The 4,513-nt window shown below is 67.8% G+C and carries 6 protein-coding genes; all 6 read left to right on the top strand.

All coding sequences use genetic code 11. The features are described 5' to 3' along the window. The coding region (gene ald, locus UK23_RS41645; RefSeq protein ID WP_045317329.1) for an alanine dehydrogenase at positions 1 to 998 on the top strand (998 nt) is incomplete at its 5' end. 8 nt (positions 999 to 1,006) lie between these two features. Further along, a complete protein-coding gene (gene xerD / locus UK23_RS41640; protein WP_045317328.1) occupies positions 1,007 to 1,882 on the top strand; it encodes a site-specific tyrosine recombinase XerD in 876 nt (291 codons plus the stop codon). Between the two features lie 24 nt (positions 1,883 to 1,906). Beyond that, positions 1,907 to 2,236: an ArsR/SmtB family transcription factor gene (locus UK23_RS41635; protein WP_045317327.1), complete on the top strand. Its 330-nt coding sequence runs from the start codon at positions 1,907 to 1,909 to the stop codon at positions 2,234 to 2,236. 101 nt (positions 2,237 to 2,337) lie between these two features. Next, entirely contained in the window at positions 2,338 to 3,261 is a 924-nt protein-coding gene (locus UK23_RS41630) for a ParA family protein (RefSeq protein WP_045317326.1), read from the top strand. After that, a complete protein-coding gene (locus UK23_RS41625; protein WP_045317325.1) occupies positions 3,258 to 3,593 on the top strand; it encodes a hypothetical protein in 336 nt (111 codons plus the stop codon). The genes UK23_RS41630 and UK23_RS41625 overlap by 4 nt, the downstream gene beginning before the upstream one ends. Beyond that, positions 3,590 to 4,417: a segregation and condensation protein A gene (locus UK23_RS41620; RefSeq protein ID WP_045317324.1), complete on the top strand. Its 828-nt coding sequence runs from the start codon at positions 3,590 to 3,592 to the stop codon at positions 4,415 to 4,417. The genes UK23_RS41625 and UK23_RS41620 overlap by 4 nt, the downstream gene beginning before the upstream one ends. Positions 4,418 to 4,513: the final 96 nt, after the last annotated feature.

The following is a 4,513-nucleotide window of genomic DNA, read 5'->3' as shown; positions in this document are numbered from 1 at the left end:
AGCTGGTGCGGCGCGGGCACGAGGTCCTCATCGAGCACGACGCCGGTGCGGGCTCGTCTTTTCCGGACCACGAGTACACCTCCGCGGGCGCGCGCATCGCCGCCACCGCCGACGAGGTGTGGGGTCTCGCTGACCTGGTGCTGAAGGTCAAGGAGCCGATCGAGCCCGAGTACCACCGGATGCGCCGTGATCAGGTGCTCTTCACCTACCTGCACCTGGCGGCGAGTGCCGAGTGCACGAAGGCGATTGCTTCTGCGGGCATCACGGCGATCGCCTACGAGACCGTGCAGCTGCCGGACGGGTCGCTGCCGTTGCTGGCGCCGATGAGCGAGATCGCCGGGCGGATGGCGGCTCAGGTCGGCGCGCACTGCCTGGAGCGAGCCCAAGGCGGGCGGGGTGTGCTGCTGGGCGGCGCTCCTGGCGTCGCGGCGGGCAAGGTCGCGGTGATCGGCGCGGGCGTGGCGGGGATGAACGCGGCGACGATGGCGGTCGGCATGCAGGCCGAGGTCATCGTGCTGGACAACAACGTGAACCGGTTGCGGCAGATCGACTTCACCTACCGCGGGCACCTGCAGACGATCGCGTCGAACGTCTACGAGGTCGAGAAGGCCTGCCAGTGGGCGGATCTGGTGGTCGGCGCGGTGCTGGTACCGGGGGCGAAGGCGCCGAAGCTCGTCAGCAACTCGTTGGTGGCCAGGATGCGTCCCGGCAGCGTGCTCGTGGACATCGCGGTCGACCAGGGCGGCTGTTTCGAGGACACCAGGCCGACGACGCACGACGACCCGACCTACCGCGTGCACGACTCCGTGTTCTACTGCGTCGCGAACATGCCCGGCGCGGTGCCGAACACGTCGACGTACGCGCTGACGAACGTGACACTGCCGTACGTGCTCGCGTTGGCGGACAAGGGCTTCGAGCGGGCTGTGGCGGAGGATCCCGCGTTGGCGAAGGGTGTCAACGCGCGTGCAGGAGAGATCGTTCTGGAAGGGCTGGCGTGATCGTTGATCTGGTGGCGGGCTATCTCGACCACCTCGCCGTCGAACGCGGCACGGCACGCAACACGCTCGACTCCTACACGCGCGATCTGCGCCGGTACACCGAGCACCTGGAGTCCATCGGGGTCACCGAACTCGGTGCGGTGACCGAGATACAGGTGAGCGAGTTCCTGGCGGCGTTGCGCGAGAGTGGTCTCGCGGCGTCGTCGGCGGCACGGACGTTGGTTGCCGTGCGCGGGTTGCACCGCTTCGCGCACAGGGAAGGCGTTGTGCCGCATGACGCCGCACGGGCCGTGCACCCGCCGTCGCCTCCTAAGCGGCTGCCGAAAGCCTTACCGGTCAACGACGTCCTGACGCTGCTCGAAAATGTGGGAAACCTCAGGGACAAGGCCCTGCTGGAGCTGCTGTACTCGACCGGAGCGCGGATTTCCGAGGTCGTGGGTCTGGACGTGGACGACATCGACGCTTCCGAGAGGACGGTGTTGCTGGACGGAAAAGGCGGAAAACAACGGCTCGTCCCGGTCGGGCGACCGGCACTGGCCGCTGTGGACGCGTATCTGGTGCGCGCGCGGCCGGCGCTGGCGGCGAAAGGTCGTGGCACGCCTGCGTTGTTCTTGAACGCGCGCGGCGGAAGGCTCTCGCGGCAGAGCGCGTGGACGGTCCTGAAGACCGCCGCGGAGGACGCCGGAATCACTGCTGCGGTGTCGCCGCACACGTTGCGGCATTCGTTCGCCACCCATCTGTTGGAAGGGGGTGCGGACGTTCGGGTGGTGCAAGAACTTCTCGGGCATGCATCGGTTACGACCACTCAGGTGTACACACTGGTAACCGTTACGACTTTGAGGGAGGTCTACGCAACTGCACACCCTCGGGCCACTGGAACATGAGGCTTCCACGGGTACGGTGGACGAGTGCCGAACTTGGACGAGCCGTCCCCACAGGCCATTGATCTCGCCGCGGTGCTGCACGCGCTGAGCGACCCGACCCGGCTCGCGGTCGTGCGCCAGATCCAGCTGAGCGGCGAGAGGCTGTGCGGGGCTTTCGAGGTTGACGTGGCGAAGTCGACCCTCTCCCAGCACCTGCGCGTGTTGCGCGAAGCCGGCCTCACGCGAACACGCTGCCGCGGCAACCAGCGGTGGGTGTCGCTGCGCCGTGACGACCTGGATCATCTCTTCCCGGGCCTGCTCGACGTGGTGCTCTCCGCCGCTGACAGGCGTACACGAGCGGATGTTCCGGCGTAACAAAGTCTTGACAAAGCTCGGCGAGGCGCGTTGCCGCTCGCACGGGTGCGGCCTAGGCTGCGCCCGGAGAGACGACTACGACCAGTGAGGGAACGCCAGCCATGTCGACACCGGAGCACGCTTTCGCGCCCCGTGCCGATCTGAGCCTGGCTCCGCACGCCGCGCCGGTGGACGACGTCGCCACGGAGCAGGTCGACGGCATCGGCCCGACCGGCAGACCGCGCCGGCACACCCCGGATCCGCCCGCGCTGCTGCACCACGGCCCGGCGAAGATCCTCGCGGTGTGCAACCAGAAGGGCGGCGTCGGCAAGACGACGTCGACCATCAACCTGGGCGCCGCGCTGGCCGAGTACGGCAGACGCGTGCTGCTGGTGGACTTCGACCCCCAGGGCGCGCTGTCGGTCGGTCTCGGCGTGCACCCGCACCAGCTGGAAACCACGATCTACAACGTGATCATGGAAGGTGACACCGCCGTCGGCGACGTCATCCGCAAGACCATGGTCGACGACATGGACCTGCTGCCGAGCAACATCGACCTCTCGGCGGCGGAGATCCAGCTCGTGTCCGAGGTGGGCCGCGAACACACTCTGGTGCGCACCCTTCGTCCCGTCATCGACCACTACGACTACGTGCTGGTCGACTGCCAGCCCTCGCTCGGCCTGCTCACGGTGAACGCCCTCGCGGCCGCGGACGGTGTGCTGATCCCGCTGGAGTGCGAGTTCTTCTCGCTGCGCGGGGTGGCGCTGCTCATCGACACCATCGAGAAGGTCAAGGAACGGTTGAACCCCAAGCTCAACATCACCGGCATCCTCGCCACGATGTACGACCCGCGCACGCTGCACTCGCGCGAGGTCATGGCCCGCGTCGTGGAGGCGTTCGGCGACATCGTGTTCGACGCGGTCATCAACCGCACGGTCCGCTTCCCGGAGACGACCGTCGCGGGCGAGCCGATCACGCGGTGGGCCCCTCGTTCTTCCGGTGCCAACGCGTACCGCGCGCTGGCTCGCGAGGTGATCGCCCGGTGAACCGTCGCCCTTCACTGCCGGGCGCGGCCGAGCTGTTCCGGCTGACTTCGTCTCCTGCTCCTGACGTTTCTGCTCCTGACGTTTCTGATTCGGTCGAGCCGCCGCAGCAGCGTCGTGGCTCGGGGCGGACCAAGCACACCACGAAGATCACGGTGTACGTGTCCGACGAGGAACTGATGGCGCTGGAGCAGGCGCGTCTGCTGCTGCGCGGCTCGCACGGCCTGGGCGTGGACCGCGGGCGTGTCGTGCGCGAGGCGATCGCGATCGTGCTGGACGACCTCGAGACGCACGGTGACGCGTCGATGCTGGTACGCAGGTTGCGCGAGCAGTGACAGAGGAAGTTCCTGACGCTCCGGTCGACGACGGCAAGTTCAAGGTCAGGCTCACCAACTTCGAGGGCCCGTTCGACCTGCTGCTGCAGCTGATCTCGCAGCACACCCTGGACGTGACCGAGGTGGCGTTGCACCAGGTCACCGACGACTTCATCGCGCACATCCGCGGGATGGGCTCCGACTGGGACCTCGACGAGACGACCGAGTTCCTGGTGATCGCGGCGACGTTGCTCGATCTGAAGGCCGCTCGGCTGCTGCCTGCCGGTGATGTCGAGGACGAGGACGACCTGGCGCTTTTGGAGGCCCGGGACCTGCTGTTCGCGCGGTTGCTGCAGTACCGGGCCTACAAGCAGGTGGCGGCTCTGTTCGCGGAGCTGGAGCAGGGTGCTTACCGCCGGTATCCGCGGTCGGTGTCGCTGGAGCCCCGGTTCGAGGGGTTGCTGCCCGAGGTGATGCTCGGAGTGACGCCGGACAAGTTCGCCCTGATCGCGGCCGCCGCGTTCCGGCCGAAGCAGAAGCGGACCCTGTCGGTCGACCACATCCACCAGCACCGGGTGTCGATCCGCGAGACGGCTGACGTGCTGCGCGCGCTGCTGATCGAGCGCGGCACGGCGTCGTTCGCGGAGATCGTCGCGGACTGCTCGGAGACCATGGAGGTCGTGGCGCGGTTCCTGGCGCTGCTGGAGCTGTACCGGGAGAAGTCGCTCGCGTTCGAGCAGGAGGACGCGCTCGGGCCGCTGCAGGTGACGTGGGTCGGTGGGACGTTGGAACAAGCGCAGGCACAGGTGCACGCCGGCGACGAGGACGAGGACTACGGCGGATGAGCGAGCCACTGGTGGGGCCGGACGCGGCAGAGGTCGAGAACCCCGGCCCGGCGTTCGACGCGGCCCAGGCAAACGATGAAGGGAACCTTCATCGAC

Origin of the sequence: Lentzea aerocolonigenes, from assembly GCF_000955955.1 — a bacterium.
Taxonomy (GTDB): Bacteria; Actinomycetota; Actinomycetes; order Mycobacteriales; family Pseudonocardiaceae; genus Lentzea; species Lentzea aerocolonigenes_A.
This window is presented reverse-complemented; position numbering and strand designations above follow the sequence as displayed.